The 18348-nt window shown below is 61.8% G+C and carries 20 protein-coding genes and 1 pseudogene; 12 read left to right on the top strand and 9 right to left on the bottom strand.

Going from position 1 to position 18348, the window contains the following annotated elements; all coding sequences use genetic code 11:
- The first annotated feature begins 3 nt into the window (after positions 1–3).
- The 8 genes from M2A_RS17035 to coaA all read left to right on the top strand — a co-directional run bounded on the left by M2A_RS17035 (position 4) and on the right by coaA (position 7165).
- The gene (locus M2A_RS17035; RefSeq protein WP_052379105.1) at positions 4–564 is read left to right on the top strand and encodes a DUF2628 domain-containing protein; all 561 of its coding nucleotides are present in this window, start codon (positions 4–6) and stop codon (positions 562–564) included.
- Entirely contained in the window at positions 561–1199 is a 639-nt protein-coding gene (gene hisH / locus M2A_RS01155; protein ID WP_045441868.1) for an imidazole glycerol phosphate synthase subunit HisH, read from the top strand. The genes M2A_RS17035 and hisH overlap by 4 nt, the downstream gene beginning before the upstream one ends.
- Before the next feature lie 17 nt (positions 1200–1216).
- Positions 1217–1948, top strand: coding sequence for a 1-(5-phosphoribosyl)-5-[(5-phosphoribosylamino)methylideneamino]imidazole-4-carboxamide isomerase (gene hisA, locus M2A_RS01160; protein WP_045441871.1), 732 nt, complete (start codon positions 1217–1219; stop codon positions 1946–1948).
- Positions 1948–2706, top strand: coding sequence for an imidazole glycerol phosphate synthase subunit HisF (hisF, locus tag M2A_RS01165; RefSeq protein ID WP_045441874.1), 759 nt, complete (start codon positions 1948–1950; stop codon positions 2704–2706). Before hisA ends, hisF begins: the two co-directional genes overlap by 1 nt.
- A 113-nt stretch (positions 2707–2819) precedes the next feature.
- Positions 2820–4340: a CYTH and CHAD domain-containing protein gene (locus M2A_RS01170; RefSeq protein WP_052379106.1), complete on the top strand. Its 1521-nt coding sequence runs from the start codon at positions 2820–2822 to the stop codon at positions 4338–4340.
- 149 nt (positions 4341–4489) lie between these two features.
- Positions 4490–5530: a pentapeptide repeat-containing protein gene (locus M2A_RS01175; protein ID WP_045441877.1), complete on the top strand. Its 1041-nt coding sequence runs from the start codon at positions 4490–4492 to the stop codon at positions 5528–5530.
- 218 nt (positions 5531–5748) lie between these two features.
- The gene (locus tag M2A_RS01180) at positions 5749–6114 is read left to right on the top strand and encodes a phosphoribosyl-ATP diphosphatase (RefSeq protein WP_045441880.1); all 366 of its coding nucleotides are present in this window, start codon (positions 5749–5751) and stop codon (positions 6112–6114) included.
- Positions 6115–6127: 13 nt separating this feature from the next.
- On the top strand, positions 6128–7165 hold the full coding sequence (coaA, locus tag M2A_RS01185; protein WP_081875286.1) for a type I pantothenate kinase: 1038 nt from the start codon (positions 6128–6130) through the stop codon (positions 7163–7165).
- Here coaA and M2A_RS01190 read toward each other — a convergent pair.
- On the bottom strand, positions 7162–8157 hold the full coding sequence (locus tag M2A_RS01190) for an adenosine kinase (RefSeq protein ID WP_045441882.1): 996 nt from the start codon (positions 8155–8157) through the stop codon (positions 7162–7164). The two genes, coaA and M2A_RS01190, sit on opposite strands and share 4 nt — an antisense overlap.
- A 183-nt stretch (positions 8158–8340) precedes the next feature.
- Here M2A_RS01190 and M2A_RS01195 point away from each other — a divergent pair, with 183 nt between their 5' ends.
- From M2A_RS01195 to M2A_RS01205, 3 genes are read left to right on the top strand one after another with little or no spacing between them, the layout of a single operon-like run.
- Positions 8341–9003: a sulfate transporter family protein gene (locus M2A_RS01195; RefSeq protein ID WP_045441883.1), complete on the top strand. Its 663-nt coding sequence runs from the start codon at positions 8341–8343 to the stop codon at positions 9001–9003.
- Complete coding sequence (locus tag M2A_RS01200) at positions 8996–9415, top strand: hypothetical protein (protein ID WP_045441884.1); 420 nt, start codon at positions 8996–8998, stop codon at positions 9413–9415. Before M2A_RS01195 ends, M2A_RS01200 begins: the two co-directional genes overlap by 8 nt.
- Positions 9416–9448: 33 nt before the next feature.
- Positions 9449–9805 (top strand): cupin domain-containing protein, encoded by a 357-nt coding sequence (locus M2A_RS01205; protein WP_045441885.1) that lies wholly within the window; start codon positions 9449–9451, stop codon positions 9803–9805.
- Positions 9806–9811: 6 nt separating this feature from the next.
- Here the strand turns inward: M2A_RS01205 and nth are convergent.
- The 3 genes and pseudogenes from nth to M2A_RS01220 all read right to left on the bottom strand — a co-directional run.
- Positions 9812–10441: pseudogene (nth, locus tag M2A_RS01210) on the bottom strand (endonuclease III); the annotation flags it as partial.
- 59 nt (positions 10442–10500) lie between these two features.
- Complete coding sequence (gene dmeF / locus M2A_RS01215) at positions 10501–11481, bottom strand: CDF family Co(II)/Ni(II) efflux transporter DmeF (RefSeq protein WP_045441887.1); 981 nt, start codon at positions 11479–11481, stop codon at positions 10501–10503.
- Between the two features lie 9 nt (positions 11482–11490).
- Positions 11491–11757: a metal-sensing transcriptional repressor gene (locus tag M2A_RS01220; protein WP_045441889.1), complete on the bottom strand. Its 267-nt coding sequence runs from the start codon at positions 11755–11757 to the stop codon at positions 11491–11493.
- A 109-nt stretch (positions 11758–11866) separates the two neighbouring features.
- On the opposite strand from M2A_RS01220, the gene M2A_RS01225 reads away from it, so the two are divergent.
- Complete coding sequence (locus M2A_RS01225) at positions 11867–12370, top strand: DUF2244 domain-containing protein (protein ID WP_244444349.1); 504 nt, start codon at positions 11867–11869, stop codon at positions 12368–12370.
- A 9-nt stretch (positions 12371–12379) separates the two neighbouring features.
- Here the strand turns inward: M2A_RS01225 and M2A_RS01230 are convergent, their stop codons facing one another.
- From M2A_RS01230 to dnaJ, 5 genes are all read right to left on the bottom strand, one after another.
- Positions 12380–13012 (bottom strand): 2,3-bisphosphoglycerate-dependent phosphoglycerate mutase, encoded by a 633-nt coding sequence (locus M2A_RS01230; RefSeq protein ID WP_045441893.1) that lies wholly within the window; start codon positions 13010–13012, stop codon positions 12380–12382.
- A 57-nt stretch (positions 13013–13069) separates the two neighbouring features.
- Complete coding sequence (gene dapB / locus M2A_RS01235) at positions 13070–13888, bottom strand: 4-hydroxy-tetrahydrodipicolinate reductase (RefSeq protein WP_244444350.1); 819 nt, start codon at positions 13886–13888, stop codon at positions 13070–13072.
- Between the two features lie 191 nt (positions 13889–14079).
- Positions 14080–15360, bottom strand: a complete 1281-nt coding sequence (locus M2A_RS01240; RefSeq protein ID WP_045441894.1) for an OprO/OprP family phosphate-selective porin — start codon at positions 15358–15360, stop codon at positions 14080–14082.
- 259 nt (positions 15361–15619) lie between these two features.
- Entirely contained in the window at positions 15620–16948 is a 1329-nt protein-coding gene (locus M2A_RS01245; RefSeq protein WP_045441896.1) for an OprO/OprP family phosphate-selective porin, read from the bottom strand.
- Positions 16949–17146: 198 nt separating this feature from the next.
- The gene (gene dnaJ, locus M2A_RS01250) at positions 17147–18298 is read right to left on the bottom strand and encodes a molecular chaperone DnaJ (protein WP_045441898.1); all 1152 of its coding nucleotides are present in this window, start codon (positions 18296–18298) and stop codon (positions 17147–17149) included.
- Between the last annotated feature and the right edge of the window lie 50 nt (positions 18299–18348).

An 18348-nucleotide genomic window follows, 5' to 3' on the forward strand; every position in this document is an offset into this window, starting at 1 on the left:
CGGATGAAGTTCTACACCGTCCATCTCAATGACGCGGAAACGCGCGAGACGCGCCAGATCGTCTTCGTCAAGGAAGGCATGGCCTGGCCGGCGCTTGCCGTGCCGCTGCTCTGGCTGCTTTATCACCGGCTCTGGTTCGAGGCGGCGGGCTATTTCGGTCTCTCGCTTCTTTTGACCGCTGGCCTCGTTTATCTGGGCTATGGCGAAACGCCAATCATGATCGCCTCTTTTGCCCTCCAGCTTTTGGTGGCGGCGGAGGGTAATGAGCTGCGCCGTCTGGCGCTTGCCCGTAAAGGCGCGCGCTTTGCCGCCATCGTGCATGGGGGCAGCGAGGAAGAAGCCGAGGAACGCTTCTTCCGCGATTATGAGGGCGCCTTGCCCGCGCCGCGCCCCGCGCCCGCCTGGGGCCTGCCGCTGAAAGGCGGTGTCTGGCCGGCAGCACATGAGCGGGCGGACGCCAAGAGCCAAGCGCAAGGCACGCCGCGTTCACCCCATGGGCGGGAGCAAGGCGGCGGCAATGATGTGCTCGGCGTCTTTCCCGAACCTTCCGGATGGGGCAGATGAAAGTAACAATCGTCGATTACGGCTCGGGCAATCTGCGCTCGGCGCAAAAGGCTTTCGAGCGCATGGCGCGCGAAGCAGACCTTACCGCCGATATTCTCGTGACGCCCGACCCGGAAGAAGTGCTGAGCGCCGACCGCGTGGTGCTGCCCGGTGTCGGCGCTTTCGGCGATTGCCGCCAGGGGCTCGGCAAGCTGACCGGCATGATCGAGGCGCTGGAAGAAACGGTCATCAAAAAAGGCCGTCCCTTTCTCGGCATCTGTGTCGGCATGCAGCTCATGGCAAGCGCCGGGCACGAGCACGGCACCCATCCGGGCCTTGGCTGGATTAAGGGCGATGTCGTGCCCATTGAGCCCGCGGATGAAAACCTGAAAGTTCCGCATATGGGCTGGAACGAGCTTCACATTTATGGGGCGCATCCGGTGCTGGAAGACCTTGGCGCGACCCATGCCTATTTCGTGCACTCTTATCATTTGAAAGCGGCAAACCCGGGGGAGGTTCTGGCCGAGGTGGATTATGGCGGCAGGCTCACTGCCGTCGTTGCGCGCGACAATATGATCGGCACGCAGTTCCACCCGGAAAAAAGCCAGACGCTCGGCCTGTCCCTTATCCGCAACTTCCTTCACTGGAAGCCCTAACGTTTTGGAGACCTGAGATGATCCTCTTTCCCGCCATCGACCTGAAAGACGGCCAATGCGTGCGCCTCGTGCACGGGCTGATGGATCAGGCAACGGTCTTCAACGACAACCCGGCGGCCCAAGCCCGCGCCTTTCAGGATGCAGGGTTCTCTTATCTGCATCTTGTCGATCTGAACGGCGCCTTCGAAGGCAAGCCCGTCAATGCCGGCGCGGTGGAGGCGATCCTGAAAGAGATCGATCTGCCGGTGCAGCTTGGCGGCGGCATCCGCGATATGGGCACGATCGACGCTTGGCTTGAAAAAGGCGTGACCCGCATCATCATCGGCACGGCGGCGGTGAAGAACCCGGAGCTCGTCATCGAGGCGTGCAAAAAATATCCGGGCCGCATTGCCGTCGGTCTCGATGCCAAAGACGGGCGCGTCGCGGTGGAAGGCTGGGCGGAGGTCTCAGACCTTACCGCCCTGGATATGGCGCGCCGCTTTGAAGATGCCGGCGTTGCCGCCATTATCTATACGGACATTTCCCGTGACGGCGCGCTGCAGGGCCTCAATATCGAAGCAACGGTGGCGCTTGCCGAGGCGATTTCCATTCCCGTGATCGCAAGCGGCGGCCTTGCCTCCATCGAAGATGTGAAAGAGCTTTTAAAGACAGGCTGCAAAAACATCGAAGGGGCGATTTCCGGCCGCGCGCTTTACGACGGCCGTCTCAACCCGAAAGAAGTTATCGCGCTCCTGAAAGAGGCTGCCTGATGTTGAAGGTCCGCATCATTCCCTGCCTCGATGTAAAAGACGGGCGCGTCGTCAAAGGCGTCAATTTCGTCGGCCTGCGCGATGCGGGCGATCCGGTGGAAGCGGCGAAAGCCTATGACGCGGCGGGCGCGGACGAGCTTTGCTTTCTCGACATTACCGCGAGCCATGAAAAACGCGGCACCCTGATCGATGTCGTGCGGCGTACCGCCGAGCAATGTTTCATGCCGCTGACGGTTGGCGGCGGCGTGCGCACGGTGGACGATGTGCGCCGCTTGCTGCTTGCAGGCGCCGACAAAGTCTCGATCAATACCGCCGCCGTCACCAATCCGGATTTCGTGCGCGAGGCGGCGGAGAAATTCGGCAGCCAGTGCATCGTCGTTGCCATCGATGCGAAAACCGTGGCGCCCGGCAAATGGGAAATCTTCACCCATGGCGGGCGGGAACGCACCGGCATCGACGCGGTGGCGTTCGCGAAAAAAGTCGTGGCGCTCGGCGCGGGTGAAATTCTTCTCACCTCCATGGACCGGGACGGCACGCGCGAAGGCTTCAACCTGCCGCTCACCCGCGCCATTTCCGATGCGGTGCGGGTGCCGGTCATTGCCTCGGGCGGTGTCGGCACGCTCGATCATTTGGTGGAGGGTGTGACTGAAGGTCATGCCAGCGCGGTTCTTGCCGCCTCGATCTTTCATTTCGGCGATCACACGATCGGCGAGGCGAAAGTCCACATGTCGAAAGCCGGAATACCGATGCGTCTTTGAGGCGCATCCGGCGCTGACTATAAGTCACGGCTGATTTCCGTTTGCCCCGTCTTCCGGCGCCCGTCATAGTCCTGTCATATGAAACCGGCCATGTGAAAATAGGCAGGTATGTCTTGCGCGAGATCGAACTGAAATTGCTGCTGGATACGCGCGCCCTTACCCGCCTGCCAAAAACGGCCTGGGCGGGGCGGAGCAATCTCGCCGGTGTGAAGCGCAAGCGTCTGCGCTCCACTTATTTCGACATGCCGGATCTCGCGCTCAATGCGGCCGGCTTCACGCTTCGGGTGCGTGAGGCGGGCCGCGACCTCATTCAGACCGTCAAGGCAAAGCCGCGCGGCACGGGCCTCGCCCTTGATCGGGTGGAATATGAAAGCCCGGTCGGCGCCTCCACTGCGCTGCCCGATCTCAGCCTTTTGCCGGAAGAAGTGGCAGGCACCATCGAAAAGCTGTGCGGCGGCACCTCGCCCCGGCCCGCTTTTACGACCGATATCCGCCGCCGCACGGCCTATCTCAAAACCCCGGACGCGCTGATCGAACTGGCTCTCGATGAAGGGGCCATTCTGGCCGGCGCGGAAAAAGAGCCGCTGCGCGAGTTGGAGCTTGAATTGAAAGAGGGCACACCGCTTGCCCTTTACCGGGAAGCCGCGCAGCTGCTCGAAGAAGTACCATTGCGCCTGTCGCTCCGCTCAAAGGCTGAACGGGGGTTCAGGCTTGCCTCAGGCGGCGCGATTTCTCCGGTCAAGGCCGGTCCGATCCAGCTTGAAGCAACCGCCACTGCCGGTGAAGCCCTGGAGGCCGCCCTTTCCAGCGCGCTTTCCCAGATATTGGCGAACGAGCCGGCCATTATGGAAGCGGGCGATCCGGAAGGCATTCACCAGATGCGCGTCGGCCTGCGCCGCCTGCGCGCCATAATCGGCCTTTTGGGGGATCATTCCGAAGAACTGAAAACGCTTTCACTTCAAGCAAAACATTATGCCGCGGTGCTGGGCCGGGCCCGTGATCTCGATGTCTTCGAGGAGGAAATCCTGGCGCCCGTCGCCGCGCTCGATCTTCTGGAAACGGATCTGACGCCTTTGACCTCCGCCCTTGGCCGGGCGCGGAAGGCGGCTTGGCGGGACGTGCAGGCAGCGCTGAATGAACCTGAGTTCACGAAATTTCTTCTAAGCCTTGCCTGTGAGATCGAGCGCTTGCGGATGGCCGCGCCAGACGGTGAGCTTGCCGCCCCGGCACAGGAGGCCGGCGCTGCGCGGCTGGAAAAAGCGGCGGAGAAAGCGGCCAAGCTCGGGCGCAAATTCGCAAAACTTCCCCCGCCCGAGCGCCATGAGTTGCGCAAGAGGCTGAAAAAACTGCGGTATGCGGCGCAGGTCTTCGAGCCGCTTTTCAATGCCGGCAAAACCGCGCCCTATCTCAAGCATCTCGGCGCCTTGCAGGACAGTCTGGGGGCGCTGAACGATGTCGCGGCGGCCGAGGAGACCCTCGCCCGCCTGCCCGTTGCCGCCCAGTACCGCACGGCGGCCGCCCGCGCGTGCGGCTTTATTCTCGGCTATCACGGCCACCGCGCCGAAGAGGACCTGAAGGCGGCGGGAAAACTCTGGAAAAAATTTGCGAAGGTCCCGCGCTTTTGGCAGGGCTGAGCGGGCAGCGGACGCAGCGTCACCCATTGGCTTGAGCCATAAAAGCCGCAGTTTTTAGGCAAAACCTGCCTGTTTTTGTCGTACTTTCTAAGAACCTTTCAGGCAAATTGGCCCATAGATGAAGTGCCCGGCTCTGGGGGGAGGCCGGCATGCCGAAGATGGGTGGCCGCTCCTCCATGACTGTACTTTCCGGATACCGGGTAACCCCCGAGCTCCTGCGCCGCTTACACGTTCTGCACCGCCGCTATATCCGCGGGATGCGCGACGGGCGGCGCGCCGTGCTGAAAGATTGCAATCTCTCCGATCTCGTCATCACGGCCCATGACTTTTCCGATTCCGAATTCATTGCTTGTAATTTCAAGGGCCCGGTCCTGGTCGATACGCATTTCGAGCGGGCGAACCTCTTCGGCTCCTCCTTTACTCAGGCGGACCTCACCCGCGCGAACTTCTCCCGCGCCGACCTGCGCGGGGCGAAATTCGATGAAGCGATCCTCACGCATACTGTTTTCAAGGAAGCGGATTTGCGCCGGGGCGAGGTGATCGGCACCGAGGGTAAACTGCTCTCCGCCCAGCCGGAAACCTCGTTCAAAAGCGCGCAGCTTGAAAAAACCGAGCTGTCGGGCTCCCGGCTCGGCGGGGCGGATTTTGCCGCCGCCCGGCTCAAGGGTGTGAGTTTCCAGAACGCCGATATGCGCTATTGCAGCTTCAAGGGCGCGGAAATGAGCGAAGTGGTGCTGCAGGGCGCCAATCTCATCGATGCGGATCTGCGCCAGGCCGCCCTTGATGAGGCGACCGAGCAAAGCACCAGCTTGATGCGGGCCCAGCGCGCCCGTCTCGGCCCTTCCGCCGACGATCTGCCGGGTATTCTCAAAGCCCATCTTGCCTGGGCCCAGAGCGGCGGGAAGAGGGGCGCGCGGGCCGATTTCAGCCAGATGGACATGAGCGGGCGCTATCTCGGCAAAGCGGTGCTGGCGGGCGCGGTCCTGCGGGGCACGGTGCTCACGGATGCCAATCTTTCCAATGCGGTGCTGGCCGCCTGCGATCTGCGGGACGCGGTCTTGCTGCGCACGGATCTGCGCGGCGCGGACCTGCGCGGGGCCGATTTGCGCGGCGCGCATCTGGCCAATGCGCTGCTTGACGATGTGCTGCAAGGCCGGATCGGGGAGGCCGGGCTCGCCACCCGCGCCTGAGGCGCATCTTCCCGCTGGGCCTTCCCTAAAGGTATTCCTTGGCGCCGGTCAGTCCTTTCAGCGCTGAAAAAGCGGCCTCAACATTGGGCCCATTCCCCCTTTGCCCTTCGCTGGCGCTTCTGCCACAAATCTGATACGAAGACACGCCCCGCAAGGCGGGTTTCCCGCGGCTTTGGGCCGGTCTGGAACTCTAAAGTGAACTGAAGAGGCAGGATAAGATGGCGCAGGAAGCCGGTGACGGCCGTCAGCTCGACCGCTTGTTCGAGACCATCGCCGCCCGCAAGGGCGCCGACCCGGACGCGTCTTATACCGCCAAGCTCCTGCATCGCGGCGTTGAAAAATGCGCGCAAAAAATGGGCGAGGAGGCGGTGGAAGCCATCATCGCGGCCACCGCGCGCGATAAAGCGGGCGTGATTTCGGAATCCGCCGACCTTCTCTATCATTGGCTGGTGCTTCTCGCCGCCTCGGACGTGACGCCGCAAGAGGTCTACGCTGCGCTCGCCCGCCGCGAGGGCACATCCGGCCTTGCCGAAAAAGCAGCGCGCCAGAAGACTGACAAGAACGCTGCGCCCAATAAAAACTGAAAGGGGCCGCCTTATGACAAGCGCGGAACAAAAGTCGTCGGCAGGTCCGGGTGAGGCGCAAAGCGCTAAAGGCAAAGAGCAGGCAAGCGCGGAAGAAGCCAAGCTCCGCCTGACAAGCGATCTTTCCCCTTACCGGCATTTTGAAACCGCCGATTGGGGCGATCTGCGTGAGGACACGCCGCTCACTCTGTCGGAGGCCGATCTTGAGGTGCTGCGCGGCTGGGGCGAGCGCATCTCGCTCGATGAAGTGAGCCAGGTCTATCTGCCGCTTTCCCGGCTGCTCAATCTTTATGTGGGCGCCACCCAGGACCTTTACCGCGTCACCTCGCAGTTCCTGCGTCAGAACCACGCCAAAGTGCCTTACATTATCGGCATTGCCGGGTCTGTTGCCGTGGGCAAAAGCACGACGGCGCGTATTCTGCGCGAGCTTCTGGCCCGCTGGCCGAACCATCCGAAAGTCGACCTCGTCACGACCGACGGCTTTCTCTATCCCAATGCGGTGCTTGAAGAGCGCAACTTGATGGGCCGCAAGGGCTTTCCGGAAAGTTTCGACATCAAGCGCCTGGTGCGCTTTCTCACCGATGTGAAATCGGGCTGCAAGCGCGCGGCAGCCCCCGTCTATTCCCACTTCTCCTATGACATCGTGCCGGGGGAAGAAGTGGTGGTCGAGCAGCCCGATGTGCTGATCGTGGAAGGGCTGAATGTGCTGCAGGGCCCGCGCATTTCCGATGGCGGCGCGCCGGAGCTCATCGTTTCGGACTTCTTCGACTTCTCCGTCTATATCGATGCGGATGAAGAAGTGATCCGTGACTGGTATATCCAGCGCTTTTTGGACCTGCGCAAAACCTCGTTCCAGAACCCGGACGCCTATTTCCACCGCTACGCCAATCTGACGGATGAAGAAGCGGTGAAGGTCGCCGACGGTATCTGGACCTCGATCAACCTGGCGAACCTGCATCAGAACGTGCTTCCGACGCGCCAGCGCGCCGACCTCATCCTGCGCAAGGGTACGGATCACTCGATCAAGGATGTGTACCTGCGCAAGCTTTAAAGCAGGTCTTTTTCTTCCGCGAGGTCTTTCAGCGAAATCATGGGCCGCGGCCCGTAATGGCTGATGGATTCCGAGGCTGCAAGCGAGCCGAGCTGGCCGCAGCGTACCGGGCCGTAGCCGCGCGCCAGGCCGAAGAGGAAGCCTGCCGCATAAAGATCGCCCGCGCCGTTGCTGTCGACGATTTTCGGAATTTTCACCGCATCCACCACATGCACCTCGCCGTCGGCGATGATGACGGAGCCGGCCTCGGAGCGTGTCAGCGCGGCGAATTTGCAATCCTTGCGCACGGACTGCAATGCGGCGTCGAACTCATCCACCTCATAAAGCGACATGATTTCGGCTTCATTGGCAAAGAGAAGATCGACCTCTTCTTTTGCCAATTTGCGGAACTCGTCGCGGTAGCGGTCGACGCAGAAGGAATCCGAGAGGGTGAGCGAGACCACGCGCCCGGCTTCATGGGCAATGCCCGAGGCTTTGACGAAAGCTTCCTTCGCGCGGGGCGGGTCCCAGAGATAGCCTTCCATATAGGTGATGGCGGAGGCCTTGATCAGGTCTTCGTCGATATCGTCCGGGCCGATGCCGCCGGCAGCGCCCAGAAACGTGTTCATCGACCGCTGGGCATCCGGGGTCACGAGAATGTAGCAGCGCGCGGTGGAAGGCCCGTCTGTTGCCGGGACGGTGTCGAAATGCACCCCCATGGATTTCAGATCGTGCTGGAAGACTTTACCCAGCTGATCGTCGCGCACCTTGCCGAAATAAACGCCCTTGCCGCCCAGCGAGGCGATGCCCGCGATCGTGTTGGCGCAGGAGCCGCCGGAAACTTCCACCGCCGGGCCCATTTTCGCATAAAGCTCTTCGGCGCGCGGCTCGTCGATCAGCGTCATGCCGCCTTTCTGGATGCCGTTGGCGATCAGAAACTCGTCCCCCGCTTCGGCGATAATATCCACAATGGCGTTGCCGATCCCGGCGACATCGAAGCGGGCTGTGCTCATTCCGTATCCTGTCCGTCAAATTGCGTCTTTAGTTTGCTGGGGCGGCAGTATAGGGACGCAGCGCCAAGGAACAAGCGCCGATCCTCCCTATGCCGGGCCGGCTTGTCATCAAGGCCAAAGCCGCTAAGCTGGCCGCTCCCGCGTCCCAAGCTGAAAGTGGACAAGCGAAGGATAAAAGACCCGATGTTCAAAGCCGCGCTGACCGCCGTGTCGGATATTTTCTCGCCCCCCTTCCGCGCCGTGCTCTGGAAGTCGCTGGCCCTGACGCTGGCGCTGCTCGTGGCGCTGGGTTATGGGGCGCAGTGGGGCATCGCCGCCATTCCGGATATGGAATGGGCCTGGGCAAACACCACGGTCGATCTTCTGGCGCAGTTCATTCTGGTCATCGTGCTTATCGTCATGCTGATGCCGGTCGCCTCGCTCTTTGCCGGGCTTTTTCTGGAAGAGATCGCAGGCGCGGTAGAAGACAAGAACTACCCTGCCGATCCGCCCGGCAAGGACCAGCCCTTCTGGCAGGGGCTCTGGCTTGCCTTGAAATTCACCGCCGTGCTCGTCGTGCTCAATCTTCTGGCTTTGCCGCTTTACTTCATTCCCATCGTGGGGGTCGCGGTCTTCTGGCTCTTGAACGGCTATCTGCTGAGCCGGGAATATTTCGAGCTTGTGGCGCTGCGCCATCTGGGGCCGAAGGAGGCCGCTTCCCTGCGCCGGACGCACCGGCTGCGGCTTTTGACGGCGGGCTTTCTGGTAGCGGCGCTTGCCAGCGTGCCCTTGCTCAATCTCTTTGTGCCGCTCTTTGCCACCGCTTTCATGGTTCATGTCTATAAGAGGATTACCCGGCTTGCGTAACTCGCCCTTTGCTTTTGCCGCCCCGCTTATGGCGGCGGCCCTCATGCTTGCTGCCTGTGAAAGTCCGGGCCGCGCGCAGTTTGCCCCGCGCGCCGAGCCTGCGCCGCAGCAACAGGCAAGCGCCTCGCCTGCCCTTGATCCCGCGCCCGCGCCGGCCTCGCTTTTGGGTGCAGGAGCGGAGGGCATCCGCGCCAAGCTCGGCGCGCCCGATTTCGTGCGCAAGGAACCTGGCGCCGAAATCTGGCGCTATGGCGGGGAAGCCTGCACGCTGCTTGTGATCTTTTATGAAGAGGGGGCTGAAATGCGCGCCTCTCATATCGATGCGCGCGCGCCGGGCGGCGGCGCGGCGGATAAAGGCGCCTGCGTTACCTCCGTCAATAAGGCGCTGCAGCTGGGCGCCCGCCCCGCCTGAGCCGGAACCGAGACTGGAACCTGAGGCAGCAACATGACGCAGAAGGCGCCGCCTCTTTTCAATTTTCTGGATGTGCCGCGCCCGCAAGGGCCGGGTGAAACGCTCGAGGTATTGCTGGCCCGCAAGGGCGTGCGGCTCGAGCGGATCGTCTCCCTCGGTCATGCAACGCCTGAGGGCGAGTGGTACGACCAGCGGCAAGACGAATGGGTGATGCTTGCCGCGGGCCGCGCCGCGCTTCTTATCGAGGGCGAGGAAAAAGCGCGGGAGATGAAAGCGGGCGACTGTCTTTTTCTGCCCGCCCATTGCCGCCACCGGGTGACTTGGACGGACCCGGAAAGCCCGAGCGTCTGGCTCGCGCTGCATATCATGCCTGAGGGAGACCGGGCCTGAATGAAATCAGGCCGCCGTCGTCTTGCCCTTAAAGCGGCAGAGATCGGCGACGATGCAGGAAGGGCAATCGGGCTTGCGCGCCTTGCATGTATAGCGCCCATGCAGGATCAGCCAGTGATGGGCATGAAGCTTGAATTCATCGGGCACGGCCTTTTCGAGTTTCTTTTCCACTTCAAGCGGCGTTTTGCCGGGGGCAAGGCCGGTGCGGTTGCCGACGCGGAAAATATGCGTGTCGACCGCGATGGTCGGCTCGCCGAAAGCGACATTGAGAACGACATTCGCCGTCTTGCGCCCGACGCCCGGCAGCGATTCCAGCGCGGCGCGGTCACGCGGTACCTCGCCGCCATATTCTTCGATCAGTTTGCGTGAGAGCGCGATGACGTTCTTCGCCTTGTTGCGGTAAAGGCCGATGGTCTTGATTTGATCGCGCAGCTTCGCCTCGCCGAGCTTTACCATTTTTTGCGGTGTATCGACGGTCTTGAAAAGCTTTTCCGTTGCCTTGTTGACGCCGACATCCGTTGCCTGGGCGGACAGGGCAACGGCCACGACCAGCGTGTAAGGATTGGTGTAATTGAGCTCGGTCTTGGGCTCGGGCAAGGCCGCGGCAAGGCGCGAGAAGAACGTATGGATATCGGCTTTTTTCATGCGCAAAGCCTAGCCATTTCCGCACCGCCCGCAAGCCTGATACGCGCCCCTCAGCCGCGCGGCGCGACCTCGACGGTCAGATGCGAAAGCTGCGGCAGGCCGGCAAGCTTCTGCTTGTAATAGGCGGGCGGCTCGGGCCGGTCCGTCTCGATGGAAAGGATCGCCGCCATATGCCCCGGCCCGACGCGCCAGAGGTGAAAATCGGCAAGCCTGTCCCCGTCTTCTTCGATGCGCCCGGCAATATGCGCGTGCAAATCCTCATCGGGCAGCGTGTCGAGCAGCACCGCGCCCGCATCGCGCATCAGCGTCCAGGACCAGCGCGCGATCACGATGGAGCCGACAATCCCCATGATCGGGTCCATCCAGACCCAGCCATAAGCGCGCCCGGCAAGCAGGCCCAGAATGGCGAGCACCGAGGTCAGCGCATCGGCAAGCACATGGAAATAGGCGGAGCGCAGATTGTTGTCGCGCGTGTCATGGGTGTGATGGTGGTGCGTGTGGCCGTGCCCATGACTATGCCCGTGCCCGTGCCCATGGCCATGACTATGACCGTGACTATGCCCATGATCATGGCCGCCTTGATGCAGCAGAAAGGCGCTGAGCAGATTGACGCCAAGCCCCAGCACCGCAACGGCAATCGCCTCGTTGAAACGGATGGCAATGGGATCGATCAGCCGGGAAACGGATTCGGCCGCGATGCCGAGCGCGAAGACCGCCAGAATGACGGCGCTGGCAAAGCCGGCCAGATCCCCCACCTTGCCGGTGCCGAAACCGAAAACAGGGTCATGGGCGTGGCGGCGGGCATAAAGATAGGCGAGTGCCGCAATGGTCAGCGCGCCGGCATGGGTTGCCATGTGAATGCCGTCCGCCAGCAGCGCCATGGAGCCGAAGGCGATCCCGGCCACGATTTCGCCGACCATCATGGCGGCGGTCAGCGCGATGACGGCCCAGGTGCGCCGTTCGTTGCGCGCGTGGTCGGCGCCGAGAAAGACGTGATCATGCGTGCCGCTCTCTGCCTTCGGGCTCTGCATGGGCTCTCCTTAAAGATATTTCGCGATCTCGCGGAACTTGGCGAGTTCCTCTTCCATCTCCGGCGGCAGCGGGCCTGTCATTTCCGTCAGGTGATGGTCGATGTGATGCAGGATCATGGTCTTCTTGCCGTTTTCCAGCGCCCGGACCACCGCCTGCATCTGCTGGGCGATGTCGAGCCCGTCCCGGCCTTCCTCGACCATGCGGATGACGCTGGCAAGGTGGCCTTGCGCGCGCTTCAGCCGTTTCAGGATGTCCGGGTTATTGGCGTGGCTCATGGGCTTGTCATATCCCCCTGGGGGGGATGAGTCAAACCCCTGTTTCGGCGTCTTGCGGCGGGGCTTGCCGCGCCGGGGGGCCGGGCCTATTTTCAAGCCCATGCAGCCCATGGAAGATCAGGCGCCGCTCCGCCCCCCGCTTTATTTCGATGCCGTGCTCACCCCGCACCGCTCGCTTTCGCCGCGCGGCTTTCTGGTCATGATGGGGCTGGTGGGGATCGTCAGTTTCATTTCCGGCATGGCCTTTTTGATGATGGGGGCCTGGCCGGTTTTCGGGTTTTTCGGGCTGGATGCGGCGCTTATCTATTTCGCCTTCCGCCTGAATTACCGCGCGGCCCGCGCTTATGAGACGGTGCAGATTTCGCAAGGCGAGGTGCGGGTGCGTAAGGTCGATGCGAAGGGCAATGTGACGGCCTGGAGCGCGCCGCCCTATTGGGCCCGTGTCGATTTGCATGAGGAAGAAGAGGCGGAGGAAAACACCCGCCTCTCGCTAATCTCCCATGGCCGCGCCGTGGTGGTGGGCGCCTTCCTTGCGCCTTTCGAGCGCAAGGAGCTAGGCGAGGCGATCCGCCAAGGCCTTGGCGATGCGCGCCGCGCCGGCACTCCCGTTTAAGAGCCGCGCTTAAGAATAATCCCGCTCGATCAGAATTTTCTTGGAGAGCACTTCGCCCTTATCGCTGAGCTCGTAAACGATGGGCGCGCCGGTTGCGATATTGAGCGCTATCACCTCCTCCTGGTTCAGCTTGTCGAGCTGCATGACGAGCGAGCGCAGCGAATTGCCATGGGCGGCAACGAGCACGCGCTCGCCTTTCAAGACGCGCGGCAGGATTTCCTTTTCGAAATAGGGCAGCACGCGCGCTGCCGTATCCTTCAGGCTTTCGCCGCCGGGCGGGGGAATGTCATAGGAGCGGCGCCAGATATGCACCTGCTCCTCGCCCCATTTTTCCCGCGCATCGTCCTTGTTGAGACCGGAAAGATCGCCGTAATCGCGCTCGTTGAGCGCCTGGTCGCGGATGACGGGCAGGTCCTCCTGGCCGAGTTCGGCCAGGATCAGATCGTTCGTATGCTGAGCGCGGGTAAGCACGGACGTATAGGAGACATCGAACGTGTAGCCGGCCTCTTTCAGCGCGCGGCCCGCGGCTTTGGCTTCTTCGATGCCTTTTTCCGTCAGGTCCGGATCGCGCCAGCCGGTGAAAAGGTTTTTCTCGTTCCAATCGCTCTGCCCATGGCGGACCAGCACCAGCAAATTACCCACATTTCACTCCGTTCTATCAAACCGCCCGGATGGCTAAAGCTACGCCGGGCTCATCCTTCAAAGCTCTTTAAGGCCCAACACGTCGGCCATGCCGAAAAGGCCGGGGCCTTTGCCCTGGCCCCATTTGGCCGCCGCCACCGCGCCGCGCGCGAAAATCGCCCGGTCCTCGGCCACATGGGAGAGTACGAGGCGTTCTTTTTCGCCCGCGAAAATCGCCGAATGCTCGCCCACCACCGAGCCGCCGCGCAGCGTGGCAAAGCCGATATCGCCTTTCTTGCGCGCGCCTTTTTGCGAATGCCGGTCGAGATCGCTGACTTCTTTGAGGTCGGTGCCGCGCCCCTTCGCTGCCGCATTGCCGAGCAAAAGCGCGGTGCCGGACGGCGCATCGACCTTGTGCTTATGGTGCATTTCTAGAATTTCGATATCCCAGTCCGCATCGAGAATGGCAGCGACCTGGCGCACCAGCGAGCCCAGCAGATTGACCCCGAGGCTCATATTGCCTTCCTTGATAATCGTCGCGTGGCGCGCGGCAGCGGCGATCTTGGCGTTGTCCTCCTCGGAAAAGCCGGTCGTGCCGATGACATGAACGATGCGCGCCTGGGCGGCCAGCGCGGCATGTTCGCAGCTTGCCTCGGGCACCGTGAAGTCGATCACCGCGTCCGCGTCCTTGAAAACGGCTAGGGGGTCGGCGGAAACCTCGATGCCGAGCGGCTCGGGGCGCCCGGCAAGAATGCCCAGATCCGCGCCGATATGCGGGGAGCCCTCAGGCTCCGTGCCGCCAGAAAGGGTGCAGCCTTCGGTCTCCAGCACCTGCGCCAGCAATTGCCGGCCCATGCGCCCGCCTGCCCCTGCAATCGCAATCTTGATCTCGCTCATGGGAATACCCCGATATCTCACATCGCGCCTTAAAAGGCGCCCGGGCGGTATATCAGGGGAAGGGGAAGGCGTAAATCCGCTAAGGGCAGCCCTCAGCCAAGCCGCCCCCAAAGAAAAAGCCGCCATACCTTCCGGCATGGCGGCTTATCTTGGATCAGGTCCGGGCGGGGAAGGCTCCCTGCCCGCGCCTATTAGAAATCGAGCTGAATACGCGAGACCACAGCGTCAATATCTTCATCCGTGCCGGCGGCCACCCGGTCCACTTCAGCGTGAATGTAGTTCAGCATCAGGCGGACATTCGGGTTGAAGTAATAATTGGCGCCGAGCGTGTAATTGTCTTCCTCGCCGTTCGTGGCGGCGGCGCTGGCCTCCGACAGATCGACGGTGGAATAGCGGGCGGCAAGTTCGATGGCGTTTTCCGCCTTCACGCGGCCGAAGGTGCCCTTCTTGGCGTTATAGGGACGCGACTGCCCCGTCACGAACCAGCTGGCGAAGACATAGCCGCCTTCCAGGTCCGCATCGCCGAGACCGGCTGTGCGCTCGACCGTCGTCCAGTGATATTCACCCTGCAGCGAGAAGGGGCCGAAGACCACGGCGGCTTCCGGGCCGACCTGGATCATCTTGTCCACATTGTTGACGGCGCCGGTATTGACGATGCCGCGCCCGTCATTGAACTCGGGGCGCAGATTGAAGCTGACCGTGTCGTTTTCAACGCCGCGGTAGCTGCCGGCAACACCCAGATGCACGGCGCGGTTTTCTTCGGCGATCGGCGCGTAATGCGTACGGCCCGTCACGGCCCAGTCGGTCGTCTGGTTGTTGATGCCGCCATTATTGATGCCATCGGTGAAGAAACCGGCGGCAATGCCCCAATTATCGCCGCCCGTATTGGCGCTGAGGCCGATATTGCGGCCCGGCGCAAAGACGTTGGGCAGGCCGCGCTCGATAAAGGTGATGTAGTTGGAGCCGGTCAGCTCTTCGAGCGAATAGGGCTCTTTATGGTTACCCGCGGTCACCGACACACCGCCGAGATCCGTCGACACATAAGCATCCTTGATGCGGACCTGATCGTTTTCAAGGCCGACCTGAAGCTTGTATTTCCAGTCGCCGGCGATCTTGCCCGACACGTCCCACCAGAAGCGGCGGATCTCGGCGCCATTGCCGATCTGCGTCACATCGTCATCGACGATCGTCGCATCGAGATGCAGGCGGCCGCCGAAGCGGATCGACCAATTGCCGTCGCGGCTGGAAATCTGGAGTTTTTTGGAATCGAATTTCGGCAGATCGGAAAGATCGGCCGTGCGCGATTCAAGTTCTTGCAGCCGTGTGTCGCGTTCCACGACCAGGCTTTTAAGTTCGCGCAGCTCGTTTTCGAGCGCATCGATGCGCGAGTTGACGTCATAGCCGGCAAAGGCCGGGCTTGCGAGCATGCCTGCAAGGCCGAGGCCCGCCAGCACAGCGTTCGTTTTCTTCATCTGTCCCATCCCTCGTTTCGGCTTGATGCCGGGAATGTGACAGTTTTGTAACGAGACGGGTTAAGACCGGCTTAAATCCTCCGTGACCGGAGGACATTTATTTTGTGAAGTGAACAACGGTCATTTCAAAAGTAATGTCTTGTTAAGCCCCGGCTAAATCCTGACTAAGCCCTGGCTCAAAGCGCTAGTCATTACCCAATAAAAAAACCGCCCGGTCCGAAGACCGGGCGGCAAGCGACTGACTGCGAGGGGTCGCTTCTTAGAAGTCCACAGCGAGGCGAGCGCCGAGGGAGTGGGCTTCTTCGTCCTGCGTCGCGCCGGTGGGGTGGTCCACATCGGCATAGACGTAGTTGACGATGGCGCGGACATTCGGGTTGAAGTAGTGGTTCAAGCCGAGCGTGTAGTCCGTCTGTTCGCCGCGGTCGGCGTTGGTGATGCCATTGTCTTCGAGGTCGAGGTAAGACACGCGGGCGAGAATTTCCCAGGCGCCTTCCGTTTTCAGACGGTCGAATTTGCCCGAACCTGCCTTATAGGCGGAAGCGCGGGATTCGCCGGTCAGGAAGTAGCTCAGGTACACATAACCGCCATGCAGGTCGATGTCGGAGTTGCCTGCAGTGCGGCCAACCTGCGTCCAGGAATATTCAGCCTGTGCGGAGAAGGGACCTGCCACGAAGGCGACTTCCGGGTTGATCGACCAGGTGTCGTCCACATTGGCGATCGTGCCGGTGTCCACCAGACGGTCGGCATTGTGAATGCCGGGGCGCTGACGGAAACGGGCCGTGCCGTCCTGATCGCTCAGGTAGTAGCCGGACAGGCCGAGATGAAGGAGCGAGCCGCCCTTCTTGTCGAGCATCGGCGCAACCGTGGCGCGGGCCACGATGCCGTTGTCTTCGTTCGAACCATTGTCCGAACCGTCGACGAGATCGCCGGCAAACATGTAAGCCACGTTGACGCCGTAATTGTCGCCGCCGAAGCTCACGCCGCCGCCGAGATTCTTGCCCGGTGCGAAGACGTTGTTGTTGCCGCGTTCCAGGAACGAGATGAAGCGCGACGAGGTCTGCTCTTCAAGGCTGTACGGCATTTTGAACTTACCGACGGTCAGCGCAGCCGGTTTCCAGCCCACGTAAGAGATGTAGGCTTCTTCAAGATCGACCGTGTCGGACGGCGCGTCGAAACCGGCTTCGATCTTATATTTGAAATCGCCGCCGAGCTTGCCCTTCAGGCCGAAACGGGTGCGGCGCAGTTCAACGCCGGCGCCGATGTCATGGCCGTTCTGCAGGTCGTCCTGGTCCGCGATCGAGGCATCGATCTGAATGCGGCCGAAGAGTTCCATAGAGTATTTGCCGTCAGCCGACGTGATCTTCAGCTTCTTGCCGTCGAATTTCGGGAAGTTTTCGATGCCCGTGGTTTTGGCTTCCAGAGCTTCGATTTTCGCATCGCGCGAGTCGACCTGCGACTTGAGTGCGCGAAGTTCGTTTTCAAGTGCATCGATACGCGCGTTCACGTCGTATCCAGCAAAGGAGGCACCGGCGGTGCCAAGAGAAAGCGCAGCAAACGCAACGCCCCCCAGCAGAGCTTTCTTAAACATATCTATCTCCTCGTAAGGCGGAAATTGCCCCGGTCGAGAGGAGGTTTAGGGGGGCTGTGTGACGGCGGGCTAACAGAAGTGTGACAGTGAAATGACAAGCCCACACTGTTGCCTCAGAAACACATAAAATTTGCCTGAGATTTATGCGGGCCGGGCGCGGGGGGCTGGACAACGAAAAAGGGCCGCTTGCGGCGGCCCTTAATTGTTTTGCAGTCCGTCCAGGAAGCCTTTGACCTTGGCAAAAAAGCCGGAACTTTCCGGGCTTGTGTCCTCGCTGGAGGCGTCCTGGAACTCTTTGAGCAATTCCTTTTGCCGCTTGGAGAGGTTCATCGGCGTTTCGACGCCCACCTGAATATAAAGATCGCCGAACTGGCGCGCGTGCAGCACCGGCATCCCTTTGCCGCGCAGGCGGAACTGTTTACCGGCCTGGGTGCCTTCGGGAATTTTCACCTTCACCTTGGTGCCGGCAAGGGTGGGCACTTCGATCTCCCCGCCAAGGGCCGCCGTCGTCAGCGAGAGCGGCACATGGCAGAAAAGGTCCGCCCCGTCGCGCTGGAAGAGCTTATGCGGCTGCAGCGAAAGGAAGATGTAAAGATCGCCCGCCGGCCCGCCATGGAGCCCGGCTTCGCCTTCGCCTGCAAGGCGGATGCGCGTGCCGTCTTCCACACCGGCGGGGATATTGACCGCCAGCGTGCGCTCGTTCTGCACCCGGCCCGCCCCGCCGCAATCGGCGCAAGGGTCCTGAATGATCTGGCCGCGGCCATGGCATTGCGGGCAGGTGCGCTCGATGGTGAAGAAGCCTTGCTGTGCGCGCACCTTGCCCACGCCCTGGCAGGCCGGGCAGGTGACGGGGCTGGAGCCGGGCTTGGCGCCCGAGCCAGAGCAGGTCTCGCAGGCCACTTGGGTCGGCACGCGGATCTGCGCCTTCTTGCCCTCGTAAGCTTCCTCGAGCGTGATTTCCATATTGTAGCGCAGGTCCGCCCCGCGCGCCCGGCCGCCATCGCCGCGCCGTCCCCGGCGCCCGCCCATGAACTCGCCGAAGAGATCGTCGAAAATATCCGACATGGAAGAGGAGAAATCCGGGCCGAAGCCGGGCCCGCCCTTGAAGCCGCCGCCCATGCCGTTTTCAAAGGCGGCATGGCCGTACTGGTCGTAAGCGGCGCGCTGCTGTTCGTCTTTCAGCACGTCATAGGCTTCGTTCAGCTCTTTGAACTTGTGCTCGGCTTCCGCGTCGCCCGGATTGCGGTCGGGGTGATATTTTTTGGCAAGGTTGCGGTAGGCTTTTTTCAGCTCATCCGCATTGGCGGACCGCTCGACACCCAGGACTTCGTAATAGTCGCGTTTGGACATTTCATTCACCCGTCAGAAAGGGCGCGCGAGACGGTTGCCCGCCTCGCGCC

It is taken from the genome of Tepidicaulis marinus (genome assembly GCF_000739695.1).
GTDB classification, from domain to species: domain Bacteria; phylum Pseudomonadota; class Alphaproteobacteria; order Parvibaculales; family Parvibaculaceae; genus Tepidicaulis; species Tepidicaulis marinus.

Bases quoted from the DNA above. Each gene is read 5' to 3' on its own strand.
- coaA (WP_081875286.1), top strand. From the start codon at position 6,128: ATGACAAGCGCGGAACAAAAGTCGTCGGCAGGTCCGGGTGAGGCGCAA.
- M2A_RS01190 (WP_045441882.1), bottom strand. From the start codon at position 8,157: ATGAGCACAGCCCGCTTCGATGTCGCCGGGATCGGCAACGCCATTGTG.
- hisF (WP_045441874.1), top strand. From the start codon at position 1,948: ATGTTGAAGGTCCGCATCATTCCCTGCCTCGATGTAAAAGACGGGCGC.
- dapB (WP_244444350.1), bottom strand. From the start codon at position 13,888: ATGAGCGAGATCAAGATTGCGATTGCAGGGGCAGGCGGGCGCATGGGC.
- M2A_RS01175 (WP_045441877.1), top strand. From the start codon at position 4,490: ATGCCGAAGATGGGTGGCCGCTCCTCCATGACTGTACTTTCCGGATAC.
- M2A_RS01220 (WP_045441889.1), bottom strand. From the start codon at position 11,757: ATGAGCCACGCCAATAACCCGGACATCCTGAAACGGCTGAAGCGCGCG.
- dnaJ (WP_045441898.1), bottom strand. From the start codon at position 18,298: ATGTCCAAACGCGACTATTACGAAGTCCTGGGTGTCGAGCGGTCCGCC.
- M2A_RS01195 (WP_045441883.1), top strand. From the start codon at position 8,341: ATGTTCAAAGCCGCGCTGACCGCCGTGTCGGATATTTTCTCGCCCCCC.
- M2A_RS01205 (WP_045441885.1), top strand. From the start codon at position 9,449: ATGACGCAGAAGGCGCCGCCTCTTTTCAATTTTCTGGATGTGCCGCGC.
- hisA (WP_045441871.1), top strand. From the start codon at position 1,217: ATGATCCTCTTTCCCGCCATCGACCTGAAAGACGGCCAATGCGTGCGC.
- M2A_RS01245 (WP_045441896.1), bottom strand. From the start codon at position 16,948: ATGTTTAAGAAAGCTCTGCTGGGGGGCGTTGCGTTTGCTGCGCTTTCT.
- dmeF (WP_045441887.1), bottom strand. From the start codon at position 11,481: ATGCAGAGCCCGAAGGCAGAGAGCGGCACGCATGATCACGTCTTTCTC.
- hisH (WP_045441868.1), top strand. From the start codon at position 561: ATGAAAGTAACAATCGTCGATTACGGCTCGGGCAATCTGCGCTCGGCG.
- M2A_RS01225 (WP_244444349.1), top strand. From the start codon at position 11,867: ATGGAAGATCAGGCGCCGCTCCGCCCCCCGCTTTATTTCGATGCCGTG.
- M2A_RS01180 (WP_045441880.1), top strand. From the start codon at position 5,749: ATGGCGCAGGAAGCCGGTGACGGCCGTCAGCTCGACCGCTTGTTCGAG.
- M2A_RS17035 (WP_052379105.1), top strand. From the start codon at position 4: ATGAAGTTCTACACCGTCCATCTCAATGACGCGGAAACGCGCGAGACG.
- M2A_RS01240 (WP_045441894.1), bottom strand. From the start codon at position 15,360: ATGAAGAAAACGAACGCTGTGCTGGCGGGCCTCGGCCTTGCAGGCATG.